Genomic DNA, 14206 nt, shown 5'->3' with positions numbered 1-14206 from the left:
CTTTCCTACGAATGAACCTTAATGCTAGTTTCATAAAAAGCTGATTTGTTGCAAAAGGAATTTAAATCGCTTAAGATTAAATCGCACACGATTAAAAAATAGGAGGTATCCCAATGACAACGGTTTATGATTTTGAAGTCAAGAAAACGAATGGTGAATTGAAATCTCTGAAAGAATACGAAGGAAAGCCTCTAATTATCGTAAACACAGCAAGCAAGTGCGGGTTGACGCCCCAATTTAAAGGGCTGCAGGAGCTCTATGAAAAGTATCAAGACAAGGGCCTTGAAATTCTTGGATTCCCTTGTGATCAGTTCAATAACCAGGAATTCGATAATATTGAAGAAACCACTGAGTTTTGTCAGCTCAATTATGGTGTGTCTTTCCCGATTTTCGCAAAAATTGATGTAAATGGCGACAATGCGGATCCATTGTTTGCTTACTTGAAAGAACAGAAAAAGGGCATTCTGTCCAAAAACATTAAGTGGAACTTTACCAAATTCCTCGTGGACCAGGGCGGCCAGGTTGTAGAACGCTATGCTCCAACAACAGAGCCTGGAAAAATTGAGGATGATTTGACGAAGTTATTGTAATGCCGGAATCAGGTGATAATGTGAAAGATTTTTTTACACTGGATAAACAGCTTTGTTTTGCTGTTTATGAAACAGCAGGCGAATTTACCAAACTGTATACAAGTGCCCTTCAGCCATTCGGCTTAACTTATCCGCAGTATCTGGTTCTTCTGGCCCTTTGGGAAAAGGATGGCATGACAGCCAAAGAGCTTGGAGAAAGACTGAACCTTGGCACCGGGACACTCACCCCGATGATCTCAAGGATGATTTCTAACGGATGGCTTCGAAAAGAACGCTCCAAAGCGGATGAACGCAAGGTGTATATCTTCCTTGAGGAAAAAGCACACAACGAAAAACTGTATATCACTAAAAGTGTCGGAGAGGCCATTCAGACGTGCAGCATTGAACTCGAAGAATATGAAGAACTTATGAAGCTTCTCGGAAACCTGAGAATAAAGCTAAGAAGCAGAGTACCTCGCTGATGCGGGGTACTCTTTTCACAGTTCCGTGTTTAATCCCTCCAAAAATAGCCATATTAAGGATAGCTAATATGGAAGGGAGCAAGCATAATGGAGTTTTTACCAAGAGAGCAAGTTTTAAATTCACTGCAGGAGCCATTTCAGTCCTATATAGACAAATATGGAATCGATGATATTGGCATTTTCGAGGAAGAAGGCCAGGACCAGCACTGCTATATGGGATACACGGTGAAAAAAGCAGGGAAAACGTACCATGTGCACAGTCCATTCTTTAAAGATGGGAATGGAGGATTATCACCTGAAAGAAATGAGTGGACCATTGAATCAGATGAACCCGATCGTGCTGATAGAAGCGGATTTACCAGTATAGAAAAAGCACTTCAGGAATTATAAAGATTGTTGTGATTTTGACTTTTGAACTATATTAATATTAGAATATTTTGTCTATAATGGAATTGTATTTAAAGGAAGGAGTGGACAGGTTGGCTGTTAATGCCTATTTAAATTTTAATGGTAATACACGGGAAGCAATTGAATTTTATGTAAAGGCTTTTGAACTGGAAATGCCGGAGATTACAACTTTTGGTGAAACTCCGCAGAATCCTGAATATCCTCTGCCGGAGGAAGCCAAAAATCTGGTTATGCATTCAAGCCTTACTATTTGCGGCAGTACTGTCATGTTTTCAGATACATTTCCAGGTATGCCGTTTACAGTAGGAAATAACATTAATCTCGCAGTTGTCATTAATGATGTGGATAACATGAGAAAGTATTTCAACAATCTGGCAGATGGCGGTAATGTAACCATGGAGCTGCAGGAAACATTCTGGAGCAAGAGCTTTGGCCAGTTAACAGATAAATTCGGGGTTAACTGGATGTTCAGCCACGAAAGCGAATAACATACATAGAGAATAATGGAGGCATGCAGCCTCCATTTTTTTATTCATTCAGCAAATGATGGAGCATTCGATTCTTATCATCAAAGAATTGCTTCATAATGCGGTAATGATTCGTTTCTTCGAGCTTCTTTTCCGAGATGCCGTCATCAGTGAATTCATATATGGCTGCATCCGGATAGGCCATAATGATCGGAGAATGGGTAGCAATAATAAATTGTGAATGGTCGCTGACCAAATCATGAATCCTTGTCAGCATGGACATTTGCCGCAATGGTGAAAGTGCCGCTTCAGGCTCATCCAGAATGTAGATTCCGCTCCCGCGAAAGCGATGAAGAAAGGTGGAGAAAAATGCTTCCCCATGCGACTGCTCGTGTAAAGAACGGCCCCCAAAGGAGTCAATCACTTTTGGTGCGCCGCCTTCCCTATCCATCTCTTCAATATTGGAAGCTACATTATAGAAGCTCTCTGCCCTTAAGAAAAAACCATCAGACGGCCTATCTACGCCTTTTATAACCTTTAAATATTCGCCCAGTATGGAATGTGAATCAAAGGTAGAAAAATTAAAATTAAATGATCCGCCTTCCGCATTGAATCCCAGTGCAACCGCAACCGCCTCCAGCAGGGTCGACTTACCCATCCCATTCTCGCCGATCAGAAAGGTGACTTTCGGGTGAAACGCCATCTCATCCAGCGTTTTCAGGCTCGGAAGGCTGAAGGGATACTGATGGAAGGATGGTATATCTTCTCTTTTAAGCCTAATGCCTCTTACGTATGGTGAACTTAATAGATCCATAAAAATACCTCATATATACTTTAGTCAGCTATTTGCCATCTGGGCTGAACCCCGCCTTGGATACACCTAATTGAATGGGTGCATCTTGAAATTCCTGCTCCAGCATTTTAAGAACCACTTTATATGCAGACGGATTATACCATTTCTCCAAACCAAGCTCATCAAAAATCTTGCGGATTCCCAGTCTTTCGGTCCTTCTTCCTCCGCTTCCATCCCCCATCCAAAAATCGTCAATCGTAACACGGTTCGCAATAGATTTTAGTTTTGCCGGAAATTCCCTTGAGCATGGAAGTAAAGGGGCCAGTGTTGCCTGAGTTATAATTCCTGCATCTTTTATAGCTTTTAGTGCAGCCATTCTTGCCGGGATGGGAGGTGCTGCTGGTGCAAATGCCTTTCTGACCTCTTCTTTGTCTGTCTCGATTGTCATAGAAATTCTGATTCTGTCTCTGAATTGCTGGAATAAATCGATATCCCGCTTCACCAGTGGTGAACGGGTTTGTACATGTAAAAAGTCAGGCTGATTTTCAAGCATAACTTCCAATAAACTTCTGGTCAGTTTTGAGGTATATTCAATCGGCTGGTAAGGATCAGTGGAAGAGGACATAAATAAAGAAACTTTTCCCCTTTTCTTAGCTTTAGTCAATTCTTTTTCCAAAAGCTCGGCCGCATTTGATTTTATATCAATCCACGAACCCCATTCCTCTTCACGGAAAATGGAAACAGGGAGCTCCCTTACGTAGCAATATTTACATCCAAACGTACAGCCTGCATAGGGGTTCATTGAATGAGTAAAATTGTCTATAGCACCTTTTGCAGGTGTTAAGATACTTTTTGATATAATTTCTTTAAGCTGTATGTTCAAGTCAATCACCAAATCGAATGTATGTTCTATATTGAAAGTAACACTTTGAGTTCATGATGTCAACAATAAGCACTAGCTTCTCCTGCCATTAGAACTCTTCTATCAATTAGAGAACTCAACTATTTCAATCTGATTTCCTGAAGGATCCTCAATAATGAAGTAACGTCCAGGTGGACAAACTTGAGGATTTTCAAAAAGCATTTTCACACCAGCTTCTCTCATTCTGATAAAATCATTTTCGATATTCTTTGAGAGGATTCCAGGCAATACGTTTGATCCCGTTTTTTCATCTGCGCTTTCTTCCAGAACAACCGGCACATCATTATGTACAAGACTGACAATTTTATCTCCATAATGTTTCGATACTTTGAAGTCTAAAACCTCAGTATAAAAATTCACCGCACGTTTCAAATCCGTTACTTTGATCGTAATAACACATAATTGATTTAACATGGAAATTTCCTCCTTTTTTTAATCATAGATAGTATTCTTTTCTAAAATGAAAATTCCTGCATAATAAAAAATGCCTGACCCGATAATGGGGTCAGGCTTTGCCTATTTATTGTTATTAAGTTCCGCAAAATGTTCGATATGGTGCGCCGGCTGGCTCTGGAAGTCTGCAGTATTCTTCCTGATCTTCCCTATAAGCATAAGGATTCTCCAGCGCTGCAAGAAGCTTTTTCATTACGCTGTAGTCTCCATTGTTAACCGCTGCTTCCAGAGCTTCTTCCACCCGGTGGTTTCGCGGGATGATGGCCGGGTTGCTGGCCCTCATTAACTGATTTACTTCTTCTTTGGTTTCCTTCTGCCTGGTCAGCCTTTCCTGCCATTGACCATGCCAGCCGGCAAATTCCTGATCATTACCTAACACAGTGTTCTCAAGGTCGCCCAGAGTTAAGGCACGGAATGTGTTCGTATAATCGGCTTCAGACTTTTGCATAATCTTTAGAAGTCCGGTAAAAAGGGCTTCATCTTCTGCTTCTTCATTAAAGATCCCAAGCTTTGCCCTCATGCCGGCAAGCCAATAGTCCTGATACATTTTATTGTATTCTGAAATAGCGCCCTGAGCTATTTTAACAGCTTCCTCTTCCTCTTCATGCAGCAGAGGCAAAAGGGTTTCCGCAAATCTCGCCAGATTCCAGCCGCCAATATACGGCTGATTTCCATAAGCATAACGGCCTTCCCTGTCAATGGAACTGAAGACAGTTGCCAGATCATACTTATCCATAAAGGCGCACGGACCATAATCAATCGTTTCTCCGCTGATTGCCATATTGTCGGTGTTCATGACTCCATGGATGAAGCCTACATGCTGCCATTTCGCAATGAGTGCAGCCTGACGCTGGATCACTTTCTTTAGGAGAGCCAGGTAAGGATTGTCATCTTCTTTGATTTCAGGATAATGACGCTCAATCGTGTAATCTGCCAGGATTCTAAGTTCCCCAACAGGCCGCCAATTCGCCGCATATTGAAAAGTCCCCACCCGTATATGGCTATCCGCCACTCTTGTCAGGATCGCACCCGGAAGCATGGTTTCCCGGATAATGGCTTCCCCTGTTGTTACAACCGCCAGACTGCGGGTAGTGGGAATTCCAAGGGCATGCATGGCTTCACTGATAATGTACTCCCGAAGCATAGGGCCCAGTGCCGCCCGCCCATCTCCGCCGCGCGAAAATGGCGTTCTGCCGGAGCCCTTCAGCTGAATGTCGACCCTTTTATCCTCTGGTGTTATCTGCTCGCCAATCAGCATTGCCCGGCCATCCCCAAGCATATTAAAATGTCCAAACTGATGTCCTGCATAAGCTTGAGCGAGAGGTTCAGCTTCTTCTGGAACTTGAGAGCCTGAAAGGACCTCAATACCTGTTTCACTTGTCAATGCATCCATATTTAATCCCAGAGACTTCGCCAGTTCCCCGTTAAGGATCACCAGCTCAGGGGATTGTACAGGGTTGGGCTTCATTTTTGAAAAGAATGTCTGCGGGAGCCGCGCATAGCTATTGTCAAAATTCCATCCGATTTCATTGCTAATTGTCATCATAACTCCTTCCTTGTTTTCATGGTTTTATAGTCATTTTCTTTATTATACCCTTTCTTGTAAAACATAGCGGGCATCTTTTTGTATGTAAAAAAACCTGACAGCCGGGATTGTTTTAATCCTCCGGCGGTCAGGCTTTCTCATGCTTATGCATCCTGCTCAAACGTTTTACAGGCTGTTTCCTCTATTTCATCCGCTTCCCGGCCATTCTGGCCAATCACATAAATAGAGTCAGCTACACATTTATCACCTTCAGCCCAGTACTTACAGTTTTCCACGTTACACAAAACTTCTACTTCCATTTTTGGCCACCTCCTTTTGGTTTAGTGATTATATACCCCTTTTTCTGATCGTTAACCATATGGGATAATATTCCAAATCGAGGCGGAATGTTCCTTGAGGGAGTTAGTCTGAGAGGATTAGGCTTCTTAGTTTCTTTGTCATTTGCGGTGAGGTCTGGTAAATATCTTCGCTGGTAATATACATGAAGGCGCTCTTTTTATTATCCTCGCCGAGCCATAAATGAATGCCGTGAGAAGGGAGATCTCCTTTGTATTCAACTGCTATATCATACTCAGGTTTCCTGATATCTGCCTTCCCTGACTGTTTTACCGCAGTTTTTATTGCTTTTTCAAATATAGCGATCGATTTTCTGTCCTTGAAAGCAATAAAACTTTCTTCATTTATTCCGCCTAAACCCTCTGATTTTGAAACTTTGATTTCTCTGATCTCTTCATCAAGCAGAACCATTGTTTCAGCTGATTGACAGCCTGATATGGTTGCAAAAGAAAATACTATGAATGTGCATAATAAAAAAGCTTTCATCCTCATACCTCAAGTTTAATATTTTGGCTCTTGCGTATAAATTGTTGTTTTCGCTTAGCAATGCTGTCCGTTGATTTCCGCTCCAGGCTGCTCAGCGAACCGCGGGGCGGGCGGTGAGCCTCCTCGGCGCTCCGCGTCTGCGGGGTCTCACCTGTCCCGCTACTCCCGCTGGCATTGAATAAGCTCCCTGAGTAAACACCGCACGAAGAAAATGCGAATGCATTTTCGAGGATCTCGCACCTTCCGCTCCAATCAACTCAGTAAATACAATACAAAAAGCAAAAAACCTTGTGAAAAAGCCAAAATTTATTTTTAAAAAAGGAGGATGGACCACAAGCCCATCCTCCTATAGTAATCAGTTATTTTGTTCAAGGTTCTTTGACGCAAAGACATCAAGTAATTCACGCACTTCGTCTGTTGACCTTGTGTTCATCAAATGATTTCTTAGTGCACTTGCCCCTGGGAATCCTTTGACATAGATTTTGAAGAAGCGGTGAAGAGCGGTGAACGGCCGCAGCTCTAAATGTGAATATTGATCATGGAGATCCATATGCAAGCTTAAGAGGTCCAGCAATTCCTCACTAGTATGATCCTTCTTCTCTTTTTCAAAGGCAAATGGATTATGGAATATGCCGCGTCCAATCATGACTCCATCAACCCCGTATTTCTCGGCAAGCTCTAAGCCTTTTTGACGATCAGGAATATCTCCATTGATGGTCAAAAGGGTATCCGGTGCAACCTGGTCACGAAGTTCCTTAATCTCAGGAATCAGCTCCCAATGCGCCGGCACTTTGCTCATTTCGTCCCGTGTACGCAGATGGATGGAAAGATTCGCAATGTCCTGCTCCAAAATATGCTTCAGCCAGTTCTTCCATTCATCTACCTCCGTGAAACCAAGCCTTGTCTTTACACTTACAGGCAAACCTCCTGCTTTGGCTGCCTGTATTAGTTCTGCTGCCAGTTCGGGACGGCGGATCAGCCCGCTTCCCTTCCCATTCTGGGTCACATTGGGGACCGGACAGCCCATATTGATATCCAATCCCTTAAAACCCATTTCCGCCATCCCAATACTCATTTGACGGAAGTATTCAGGCTTATCTCCCCAGATATGTGCGACAATTGGCTGTTCATCCTCAGTAAAAGTCAAACGCCCGCGCACACTATTGACCCCCTCAGGGTGACAATAACTATCTGAGTTTGTAAACTCTGTAAAAAACACATCAGGTCTTGCTGCTTCACTCACCACATGGCGGAAAACAACATCTGTCACCTCTTCCATGGGTGCCAGTATAAAAAATGGCCGCGGTAACTCACGCCAGAAATTTTCTTTCATCTTTACATTCCAATCCTCTCATTATGGGATACCATGCTTACCCATATCCCAAAATTAAAAAGCAGCCTATTTCTGCTACTTATACACTTATACCATGGTTGGTCACTTTTTATCAAACTGCCTGCAGAGGTTTCACATTAGATATTTTTTCCTTAGTTTTTAATCAGCGGCTCTTTAGCAATTCCAGTTAGTCAGTCTAGGTTAAAATCTTCCTCCCGCAGCTGTTTCGTTTGCGGCTTTTGATTTAAATACGCTTCAAATTTTGAGCCAAACAGTGTTTCAGGTCTCAGGTAGCGGGAATATTGCGGGTCTCTCTTCCACTCGGCCGCCTTCAAATCAATAACCTTTTGAAAATCCTTAAAGGTGAAGCCTTGTTCCCACCAGGCCCTGATCAGACTCCTCGATTTCCTGGAGCTCTCCCGGTAGCCCGAATCCGTTTTCTCATTAAGATATTGGATGATGGCAGCATACGGAATGTCCGTTTCCTCGCCATCCTGATGGGAATATTCACTGCCCTTCATTTGAATTGGCCCCTTTAATTCTCCCTCAATCTCTTTCAGCTTTTCATAGTCAATCGAATACCATTTCGTCTGATCCCAATTATGTGCATTGAAGTTATCCGACAGGAGATAACCCTTTTCCTCAAGAATGGCAATCGTCCGTTTAATTGTACTCAGCGACCAGAAAGGCAATTGTTTCTTCCATTCTTCATATGTGTTGTAAACCCATTTTCGGCCATCCTTCTCATTCCTGCTGACCGAAAGCCAATAATGGACATGCTGAAGCACTATCGCCTCCTTCATTCCCAGCTTCACCGCGAGCGATGGAATCACTATAATGGGCCGCTCCCCCACCAAAAACTTGCTCATTTGAATCCCTCCAGAATATCTCCAGAAATGGTTCGCTGAATCTCAAAAAGGTCATCATTGACACTATCCATTGATTCAGCTCCCTCACCCCTTATATATAAAGAAAACAGCAAAAAGGACAGGGTAAATTAAAAAATTTTTAATATGACTGATTAAAACATCAGAAATGAAACCTTTCAGCTGACTGAAAAAGTGAGGCTATGTATATCATTTTGTAAGTATTCTTTGTAGTACTCTATGGTATTGGTTTGCTCAGGCGGGCATGCTTCAAAGGGGTCAAACTGAATTCATCAGGCGGGTCAGGGGGACAGGTTCATCGTTCGAGCATAACATTTTGTTATTTCAACAAAAAAAGAGCGGTTGTCAGCATACCACTCCTCATTCAAATGTTTCAGGACGGAGGTCTGAAACAAGCCTATAAAATAGTAATTATCATGTTATAGGCATATTAATGTTTGCTTATTTGCGATTAATAGCTGATCCGGCACAATTGTATTATTTGAGTTCCAGCAGCGTACACGCCTCAACATGTGAGGATTTGATCGTGCATATAAATCTCATTAATATATTTGAATAGCACTTGCGATTTAAATAGAGTAAGGCGTATAAATTCACTCCATGCGCCCCTCACAAATTAGTACATACTGTCATCACAGATGACTAGTCCAAAAAGCCATTATTACATAAGAATATTCTTACCATCTAATCTTTGAAGAAAGCATATTAAATCATAAAGTACTTTTGTAACACATTCATCAAAAATTAAATTACTTCGACGCGTTCATTTCAACTTTTACCTGGCTTTTTTATTAACCTCAAGAAAATAATCACAACGTTACATGCACAAATAATTAGGGAGAAAAATAATGGGATTGCTGAGATGACTAAAAACGAATCGATATCTCCATAAATATTCCCAACGCTATTATAGAACTCCTTAAATTCAAACAAAAATATTACTTCTGGTACTATCATAATCAAAACCAAGATTACAGATATCCAGAAAAAAAATCCGCCTTTCCTAAAATATAATATTGCTGAAAGAATATAAAAGAATAAAGCTAACAAAATTGGATATGTAATAACTTGAATTTCGGAATCACCACGGGTAATAGTCTCTTTAGTTATAAAATATAGCCATACATACCAAAAGATAAAAATTGTATTTGTCATAAAACTAATTACCGAGAAAAGCACATTTGGTTTATCAACTGATTGATTATTTCGATTTTCTATTGAATCTTTCATTTTACTAAAACTAATAGAGTTGAAATTAAATTGACAATTACTACAATGAGCTGAATTCACTTTTCTCTTTAAACCACAATTAGGGCAATATTTAAAACTCATCATTATCCACCTTTATAGTCATAGGCAAAAAAGACTAACACCAGTCAAGAAAAATTTATTTTCATTTTCAATATAACTCTAGACATGACTTAACTTATGATTCTATAGACCATAAATACTTTTAGCCAAAGCCTGGTCTATAGCATCGATGTTTTTATCATGGTTTAAATCATGATTCCAATTAGTAAGTCCAAAGTTTTGCTCGAAACTATCAATTATATTATTGTGATCTAAATCTGCTTGAAATTTGTCTATATATAGATCATTATTTAAATCCATATCGAATTTATCAAGAACTAAATCATGATCAATATCATTGATTGAATAGGTACCATGGTTTTCCAACTCGTACATTTGTAGATCGTTTGCATCAACTTCCATGTCATAGTTCATATCTAATACATCGAATGGGTCAAAATCTATAGCCATTTTGCATCCTCCTATAAATGTTTGTCTAAAAAACTCCCAATTCTCTTACCTGTTTCAGATAACTTCTTTTGCTGCTGCTTCTTTACATGTTCCCAAGTATTTTCAATACGTGAATCAATGTCTGGATAATATGTTAAATAGAATGCTCTATATGGCGTATTTGTTACTGTTTGATCTATGACTAATTTATCATTGTTATCTTGCAGTTTCTTTTTTAATAAAGATTTTAATAATTTATCTGCAGGCTGGAATCCCAATTTTCTAGATATATTTAATGTTCTTAGTTTCAATGTTTTTTTCTGTCCCTGATCATAGAGTTGAGAAAGATAAAATAAGTATTCCGCTTTTTTTCCTTGGTTTTTTTCCACTTGAATTGCCCGTGACATATAATCAATGCCATAGTTTAGCATTTTGTTTCTTTGATTTATTGTATTTGCAGATGCTGCTGAGTACCCTAATGCTTTAGCCAAGATAACAAGGTCCTCACCTAATATTTTTCTATTCTTATCCTTTATTCTTTTCATAGATAAAGCAATTGTCATGCCCAAACATTTTATAGGATCAAAAGATTCATAGGTATCATCCAATGTATTTAACCCTTTTGATATACCTTTACCTGCAAAAAAACCCACAGGATTAATGACCCCACGTCCTACATTGACACCACTATTTATTCTTTTATAGAAAGTAAAGGCTTCAAAGTAAAAAAGCCAATTTTTAGGATTGTCAGGATGATCTATTAAATTTTGTTGAAGTTCTCCTAATCCTGAAGCACCTTGAAGTGAATCACCAATCGCTGATATTAATGGCAAAGAGGATAACTCTTTTTTGGCTCTCCGAGAAAATTCAGCTAACTTCTTTTGTTCCGATTTTGAAAAAAAATTATCTAACATACCACCCATGCTCCCCAAACACCTTTCAAAACTTTCATATTTTAGTGTATATTGCTGATAAAAAATCCTTCATTAACCTTTCTACGGTATAAACCAAAATAAATTCCTTTATATCTTCATTTCCATCCAATCGAATTATTCCAATTTTTTATAAACTATCATAGTATAGTAACTTCTTGATTTGACAATCGGTTAGTAGATGTATTTTTGAAATATAATAACATTGTGGTTTTTAATGTTTTCGCAGTTTCGAAACCATTATAATACAATTTGCTTTAATCAATGCCTTCACAGTTAACTTCGCTATTGATCCAACTGCCATCAACACGACACCTAAACAGATAATATTTAGAACGATACTAAACATAATTTTATAAGCCTATGTGTATCAGGTTAAGTTTTTCCTTCAAACATTCCTATATTCAGCTATAAAACAAAAAAACGCCCGTTATAGGACGTTGAAAATCTATAAAAGATTTACAACTGGCTGGCGTGTCAGAAGATTTAGCCCCTATAGTTTTGCGTCCTACTTTTTCAAGTAGTTTGCCATTTGAATTTAGGTATTTTCGACTATTGTTAGTTTATTACTTTTTTACCAATTTGTAAATATGTTCCTTGTTGTTTATTATTCCAAATGAATTAAATACTTAGAATGTTTCCTGAAAATCATCTTAAAATTAGCAAAACTAAAAACGAAGTTCAACCTATTATCCTATTAAGCAGTAGAGCTTAATTAATTTTGTTACTACAATCTTTCCCAAACTTCCAGTGGCTAGAGTGGTGATGACAGAGATTATTCTTCGATGGTTAAAATTCCAAATCTTTTTTTTATTTATTACATAGTCAATAAGGTGAAGTTTTTACAGAAAATAAATCATATTTTTCAAGTACAGACTTGGAGTATAAAAATCCAAGATGCATATTTTTGGAAATACAGAAACAAATACTAACCCGATAATAAGCTAATTAAGCAGAGATTACTTAGACTCATGAACAAAAAGTCGGCTTTCAAATTAGCAAAAAAAAATGATAAGTATTTATCTATTAGAATAGATCCAGGACGGGTCAAAGGGACAGATTCTCCCTCCCACCACAACCTTTTGTTACTTCAACAAAAAAAGAGCGGTTAACAACAACCACTCCTCATTCAGGCTTGTTTCAGGATGGAGTCTGAAAGAAGCACATAAACTGCTGATCCCCCTTGAGGCAGATAGCTATCTATATATAACTTTACTCAGCTTCAACAACTCTTACCACTTCATGCCCGCACTGCTGGCATTTGCCATGCAGAACTAATCCAAATTGATGGTCTCCAATCGTAAAACTCTCCATAGTGACAGCATCTTTACATTTTGTACAAAAGACGTTTTTTCTAAGTTGGCTTCTAAATTCTTTAGGAATGGAGAGCCATTTTTTATTTGCATCCATACAAAATTCTCTCCCTGCTAATTTTTATAGAAACACAAACGAGTTATTTGAGTTCAAGCAGTGTAACCGCCTCAACATGCGCCGTCTGCGGAAACATATCCACAGGCTGTATCCCATTTACTTTATATTTGGAACTCAAGACTGAAATATCCTTCGCCAATGTGGATGGGTTACACGAGACATAAACCACTTTCTTCGGCTGGACTTTCAAAATCGTCTTTAACAGTTGCTGGTCCAGTCCTGTTCTTGGCGGATCAACAATGATGACGTCCGGCTTCCAGCCTTCTTTTGTCCATTTCGGAAGCCATTCTTCTGCTTTGCCGACTACGTATTGGGCATGCTTGATTCCATGGCGGGCCGCGTTTTTCTTTGCATCTTCAATGGATTCTCTGATGATATCCATGCCGCGGATTTCGGCTGCCTGATCGGCTACCCATAGTCCAATCGTTCCTACGCCGCAGTATGCGTCAGCTACTTTTTCCTTGCCTGTTAAAGCCGCCGCTCTTTTGACTTCATTATAAAGCTTGACCGTCTGTTCAGGGTTCAGCTGGAAGAAAGTCCGTGCCGATAGTTCAAACTGAAGGTCTCCAAGTGTTTCCTGGATAAAGTCGCTTCCATCCAGATTCGTGGTTTCCTGTCCAAAAATAATGGAGGTTTTTTCACCGTTCACGTTTTGGATGATGGACTTTACTTCAGGCAGCTCACTTTTTATTTTTTCGATAATGATCTCTTTTTTAGGAAGCTCTTTTTGAGCTGTAATTAATACGATCTGCAGCTCGCCTGTTTTTATCCCTACCCTGGCAACGATTGTTCTCACGATGCCTTTGCGGTTTCTCTCATTATAAATGGGGATTCGCAGGTCCTGAAGAATCCGCTTCACTGTTTCTGTTGCCTTGGTTGTCTGCGGATGCTGGACCGCACAGTGCTCAATATTAATCAGGCGGTGCGAATTCATGCCATATAAACCAGCCAGCACCTTCCCGTCTTTTTGGCCAACCTGGAACTGGCTTTTATTTCTGTAGCTCCATGGATCTTCCATTCCAATGGTTTCTTTTATATCCAGCTTCTCAGGATTCAGCTTTGTGTGCCGTTCTAAAGCTTGAATAATGATATCCCGCTTTTCCTTCAGCTGCTGATCATAGCGGAGATGCTGTAGCTGGCAGCCACCGCACTCATGATAGACCGGGCATGGGGGCTGGACGCGGAACTCCGACTTTTTGCGGATTTTCTTGATTTTGGCCTCAGAAAACTTTGGATTTACCTTTGTTGCTTCTGCGACAATTTCCTCGCCTGGCAGTGCCCCAGGGACAAATACGACCTGCCTTTTAAAATAACCGACACCTTCGCCATTGATGCCAAGCCTTTTGATTGTCAGCGGGAACGTCTGCTTTAGTTGTAATTTAGCTGTTTGTTCTTGTTTCATGATCCTTCATCACTCCAAA

17 protein-coding genes and 1 riboswitch are annotated in these 14206 nt (G+C 40.0%); of the genes, 4 read left to right on the top strand and 13 right to left on the bottom strand.

Translation table 11 applies throughout. From position 1 onward, the window contains the following. The first annotated feature begins 113 nt into the window (after window positions 1–113). From BK139_RS14940 to BK139_RS14925, 4 genes are all read left to right on the top strand, one after another. Window positions 114–590 (top strand): glutathione peroxidase, encoded by a 477-nt coding sequence (locus BK139_RS14940; RefSeq protein ID WP_076260253.1) that lies wholly within the window; start codon window positions 114–116, stop codon window positions 588–590. Then, on the top strand, window positions 590–1051 hold the full coding sequence (locus BK139_RS14935) for a MarR family winged helix-turn-helix transcriptional regulator (protein WP_286148936.1): 462 nt from the start codon (window positions 590–592) through the stop codon (window positions 1049–1051). The genes BK139_RS14940 and BK139_RS14935 overlap by 1 nt, the downstream gene beginning before the upstream one ends. 87 nt (window positions 1052–1138) lie before the next feature. Continuing rightward, the gene (locus BK139_RS14930) at window positions 1139–1441 is read left to right on the top strand and encodes a DUF5634 family protein (RefSeq protein WP_076260251.1); all 303 of its coding nucleotides are present in this window, start codon (window positions 1139–1141) and stop codon (window positions 1439–1441) included. 89 nt (window positions 1442–1530) lie between these two features. Beyond that, entirely contained in the window at window positions 1531–1947 is a 417-nt protein-coding gene (locus BK139_RS14925; protein ID WP_076260249.1) for a VOC family protein, read from the top strand. A 40-nt stretch (window positions 1948–1987) separates the two neighbouring features. On the opposite strand, the gene BK139_RS14920 is transcribed toward BK139_RS14925, so the two are convergent. From BK139_RS14920 to rlmD, 13 genes are all read right to left on the bottom strand, one after another. Next, on the bottom strand, window positions 1988–2740 hold the full coding sequence (locus BK139_RS14920) for an AAA family ATPase (protein ID WP_076260247.1): 753 nt from the start codon (window positions 2738–2740) through the stop codon (window positions 1988–1990). Window positions 2741–2768: 28 nt separating this feature from the next. Beyond that, on the bottom strand, window positions 2769–3602 hold the full coding sequence (locus BK139_RS14915; RefSeq protein WP_076260245.1) for an SPL family radical SAM protein: 834 nt from the start codon (window positions 3600–3602) through the stop codon (window positions 2769–2771). 102 nt (window positions 3603–3704) lie between these two features. Next, window positions 3705–4055, bottom strand: a complete 351-nt coding sequence (locus BK139_RS14910; protein ID WP_076260243.1) for a VOC family protein — start codon at window positions 4053–4055, stop codon at window positions 3705–3707. A gap of 115 nt (window positions 4056–4170) precedes the next feature. Then, entirely contained in the window at window positions 4171–5637 is a 1467-nt protein-coding gene (locus BK139_RS14905) for a protein adenylyltransferase SelO (protein WP_076260241.1), read from the bottom strand. Between the two features lie 146 nt (window positions 5638–5783). Then, entirely contained in the window at window positions 5784–5939 is a 156-nt protein-coding gene (locus tag BK139_RS14900) for a DUF1540 domain-containing protein (protein ID WP_076260238.1), read from the bottom strand. Between the two features lie 103 nt (window positions 5940–6042). Further along, a complete protein-coding gene (locus BK139_RS14895; protein WP_286148932.1) occupies window positions 6043–6387 on the bottom strand; it encodes a YhfM domain-containing protein in 345 nt (114 codons plus the stop codon). Between the two features lie 430 nt (window positions 6388–6817). Then, window positions 6818–7795, bottom strand: a complete 978-nt coding sequence (locus tag BK139_RS14885) for a tRNA dihydrouridine synthase (protein WP_076260231.1) — start codon at window positions 7793–7795, stop codon at window positions 6818–6820. A gap of 191 nt (window positions 7796–7986) precedes the next feature. Then, window positions 7987–8664, bottom strand: a complete 678-nt coding sequence (locus tag BK139_RS14880) for a conserved phage C-terminal domain-containing protein (RefSeq protein WP_076260229.1) — start codon at window positions 8662–8664, stop codon at window positions 7987–7989. A gap of 786 nt (window positions 8665–9450) precedes the next feature. After that, window positions 9451–10014 (bottom strand): hypothetical protein, encoded by a 564-nt coding sequence (locus tag BK139_RS14875; RefSeq protein ID WP_076260226.1) that lies wholly within the window; start codon window positions 10012–10014, stop codon window positions 9451–9453. A 102-nt stretch (window positions 10015–10116) separates the two neighbouring features. After that, on the bottom strand, window positions 10117–10443 hold the full coding sequence (locus BK139_RS14870) for a hypothetical protein (protein ID WP_076260223.1): 327 nt from the start codon (window positions 10441–10443) through the stop codon (window positions 10117–10119). A gap of 11 nt (window positions 10444–10454) precedes the next feature. Further along, window positions 10455–11345, bottom strand: a complete 891-nt coding sequence (locus tag BK139_RS14865) for a hypothetical protein (protein ID WP_076260220.1) — start codon at window positions 11343–11345, stop codon at window positions 10455–10457. A 466-nt stretch (window positions 11346–11811) separates the two neighbouring features. Next, window positions 11812–11894: riboswitch (cyclic di-GMP riboswitch) on the bottom strand. 672 nt (window positions 11895–12566) lie between these two features. Further along, window positions 12567–12764, bottom strand: a complete 198-nt coding sequence (locus BK139_RS14860; protein ID WP_076260217.1) for a hypothetical protein — start codon at window positions 12762–12764, stop codon at window positions 12567–12569. Between the two features lie 43 nt (window positions 12765–12807). Next, window positions 12808–14187, bottom strand: a complete 1380-nt coding sequence (rlmD, locus tag BK139_RS14855) for a 23S rRNA (uracil(1939)-C(5))-methyltransferase RlmD (protein WP_076260215.1) — start codon at window positions 14185–14187, stop codon at window positions 12808–12810. Between the last annotated feature and the right edge of the window lie 19 nt (window positions 14188–14206).

Source organism: Paenibacillus sp. FSL R5-0490, from assembly GCF_001956215.1.
Taxonomy (GTDB): domain Bacteria; phylum Bacillota; class Bacilli; order Bacillales; family Cytobacillaceae; genus Cytobacillus.
Note: the sequence above shows the minus strand (reverse complement) of the source record. Positions and strands in the feature narration are given on the sequence as shown.

What these genes read in the sequence shown, in the direction of transcription:
- BK139_RS14940 (WP_076260253.1), top strand. Translation starts at nt 114, where the DNA reads ATGACAACGGTTTATGATTTTGAAGTCAAGAAAACGAATGGTGAATTG.
- BK139_RS14935 (WP_286148936.1), top strand. Translation starts at nt 590, where the DNA reads ATGCCGGAATCAGGTGATAATGTGAAAGATTTTTTTACACTGGATAAA.
- BK139_RS14930 (WP_076260251.1), top strand. Translation starts at nt 1,139, where the DNA reads ATGGAGTTTTTACCAAGAGAGCAAGTTTTAAATTCACTGCAGGAGCCA.
- BK139_RS14920 (WP_076260247.1), bottom strand. Translation starts at nt 2,740, where the DNA reads ATGGATCTATTAAGTTCACCATACGTAAGAGGCATTAGGCTTAAAAGA.
- BK139_RS14910 (WP_076260243.1), bottom strand. Translation starts at nt 4,055, where the DNA reads ATGTTAAATCAATTATGTGTTATTACGATCAAAGTAACGGATTTGAAA.
- BK139_RS14905 (WP_076260241.1), bottom strand. Translation starts at nt 5,637, where the DNA reads ATGACAATTAGCAATGAAATCGGATGGAATTTTGACAATAGCTATGCG.
- BK139_RS14900 (WP_076260238.1), bottom strand. Translation starts at nt 5,939, where the DNA reads ATGGAAGTAGAAGTTTTGTGTAACGTGGAAAACTGTAAGTACTGGGCT.
- BK139_RS14895 (WP_286148932.1), bottom strand. Translation starts at nt 6,387, where the DNA reads ATGGTTCTGCTTGATGAAGAGATCAGAGAAATCAAAGTTTCAAAATCA.
- BK139_RS14885 (WP_076260231.1), bottom strand. Translation starts at nt 7,795, where the DNA reads ATGAAAGAAAATTTCTGGCGTGAGTTACCGCGGCCATTTTTTATACTG.
- BK139_RS14880 (WP_076260229.1), bottom strand. Translation starts at nt 8,664, where the DNA reads ATGAGCAAGTTTTTGGTGGGGGAGCGGCCCATTATAGTGATTCCATCG.
- BK139_RS14875 (WP_076260226.1), bottom strand. Translation starts at nt 10,014, where the DNA reads ATGAGTTTTAAATATTGCCCTAATTGTGGTTTAAAGAGAAAAGTGAAT.
- BK139_RS14870 (WP_076260223.1), bottom strand. Translation starts at nt 10,443, where the DNA reads ATGGCTATAGATTTTGACCCATTCGATGTATTAGATATGAACTATGAC.
- BK139_RS14865 (WP_076260220.1), bottom strand. Translation starts at nt 11,345, where the DNA reads ATGGGTGGTATGTTAGATAATTTTTTTTCAAAATCGGAACAAAAGAAG.
- BK139_RS14860 (WP_076260217.1), bottom strand. Translation starts at nt 12,764, where the DNA reads ATGGATGCAAATAAAAAATGGCTCTCCATTCCTAAAGAATTTAGAAGC.
- rlmD (WP_076260215.1), bottom strand. Translation starts at nt 14,187, where the DNA reads ATGAAACAAGAACAAACAGCTAAATTACAACTAAAGCAGACGTTCCCG.